Source organism: Aquimarina aggregata, from assembly GCF_001632745.1.
In the GTDB taxonomy this organism is placed as follows: domain Bacteria; phylum Bacteroidota; class Bacteroidia; order Flavobacteriales; family Flavobacteriaceae; genus Aquimarina; species Aquimarina aggregata.
Genome location: NZ_LQRT01000037.1, coordinates 1 through 2,258, shown reverse-complemented (window position 1 = coordinate 2,258; position 2,258 = coordinate 1). Strand labels below are relative to the sequence as shown.

General features: G+C 34.5%; 1 protein-coding gene. It reads right to left on the bottom strand.

The features are described 5' to 3' along the window. A partial coding sequence (locus AWE51_RS20990) for a glycoside hydrolase family 98 domain-containing protein (RefSeq protein ID WP_082832544.1) occupies positions 1-1,888 on the bottom strand: 1,888 nt, incomplete at its 3' end. Positions 1,889-2,258: the final 370 nt, after the last annotated feature.

Here is a 2,258-nt window from a genome sequence, read left to right as displayed (position 1 = left end):
TTGCTTCATCCCAATCCTGTCTGATAAAAGCAGACATTTGGTCACTTTTTAAAGTTGGACGTTTTGAACAGGTAAAAGTAATAATAGTGGGGTACTCCGATAGATTATATTTGCCGCCGGTATTGGCACCTTTAGTATATCCATTTACTTGAAACCAATATTGTTTTTTTTCTATTTCTCTTTTTCCCATGATATAACTCATTAATGGGATGCTACCCTCCATTTTTTTTATACCACTATTACCCAATTTCATTTCGTATGCCTGATGCTTGTCTGTATTTTCAAATGTATTTAATACAACAAGGGTATTTTCCATATCAAAAGTATAGGCTTCATTACCGTTTTCTGGGTATAAGGGATTTATCAAAGATGATACTTGCGCTTTGGTTTGGACATCTGTAAGATTAATTAATTTCATACCAGCTGGAGTAGACGCATTTTTGTGTGGTAAAAATGGAATCCCTAAATAACGGGAAGTATTGGGTATGATTTCTTCTTTCGTTGGATTATTTCCTCCTTTATATAACCCATACGTATTCTCAAACAGAGGTCCATATTTGCTATGATTATACTCAATTCCTTCTCTAAATACATCTACATCTACATTAATCATAACTTTTGTAGCTTTTTTTATAGCTTTTTTACCCACTATGATATTATGATTTAACACCCCCCGTAAAAAAGGTAGTAAGTATTTGGTTTGATTTTCGTTAGGTTTTGCAGACCAAATCCCCCAGTGATAGTCTGGTTCGATACCTGTAACCGTACCACCTTGTGTATAAGAAAGTAAAAAAGTCTTCATATTAAAGATGTAAGGAAAATCATCTATCTTACCGGAATCGAAAACTCCCGGTTGACCAAATTTTTGCCATAACCAAGCGTCAGACCACATACCATAGTTATCTACCATTCCAGTCAATCCCATTCCCTGAATTGCACTCATACATATCAAAGCCCCGTCTGGTTCTGTAGTCTTATAAAGAGGCAAAAAATAAGGTGCTAACTTTTTTTCCTTGAACTTCTCATAATTCATTTCAGAAAATGTACCCCATTTACTCCATGCATAATTAAAATCAGACAGCATGAAATATTTGCCATATTTTGCACATAATTCGATAACGTTATCGGTGAAATGCTTTGTAGTTTTATCGCCGGAACTGAAATATTCATAAAACAATTCTCCAGTTGCAACACCTATACAATTTGGATAATTTTGAAAAACATATTCTATTTCACTAAGACATACAGCTCTGTCTACACGCGTATGGTTCTGGTAATCCGGTCGTCCGATATCCATCCAGAAAGGATACCCTATATTATTTACAGACTCACAGAATTCAATAACCGGTTTGCCTTTCATTAGATGAGGAAAAGAAGAAGGGACATCCAAAGTGAAATGTTGTTTCAAATCATCCGGAATTAATTCTTTTATCCTAGTAAGCCCATCAACCTCAGTAATGCGCGAATGGAAAATAGGGTTCTTGGGTGAAATAGGCCGCAGCGGATCCATCTTTGGTAATGACGGATCTATGCTAACAGACCATACTTCTGACCACCTACTTTTATTGGCTTCGGCTACACGCCAAAACCATTTTCCTTTGGTAAGTTGTGAATATTGAGGTTTGTCATAAAAATAAAAATACAAATAACCAGTATCCTTTCCCGTAGAATTAACCGATTGCCGAATAACACCAGTTTTAAAATTTGGGTCTTTAGAAATTTCAATATGATAAGGCCCGCTAACTGAAGTTTGAGCTTTAAAGGAAGCTGCTATTTGGGTCATCGTCATTCCATTTCTTGGAGAAACAAGTTTTGGTTGGGCTTGTGAAAAATGTAATAAAAAAAAGAGCAAAACTTGAATACAAGGTTTAAGAGTTTTAAGTTTCATTGTGTTTATTGGTTTATGTTACGTTAATGCTTTCGCGAAAATAATTAGTTTTTTTTCTTAGATTAACACAATCAATACCATTTACATACACTTTATTATCTCAAAAATCAATTTTAATTATTCATTCACACAAATTAACACACTTTAACAACAGTAAATCAATACGAAATAATAAAGAGTGCCCTAACTGGAAATTCTTACCAAACTGACCCACCTATTCCTATTATATTGACCCAGTAAATCCTATTTAAATTGACCCGGGTATTCCTGTTTAAATTGACCCACCCCCAAAAGCGTGTATTTTGAATAACTTGTATGGTTATCAATAATCAAAATAACCATGGCAAATACACACTTAGATATGCGAAAA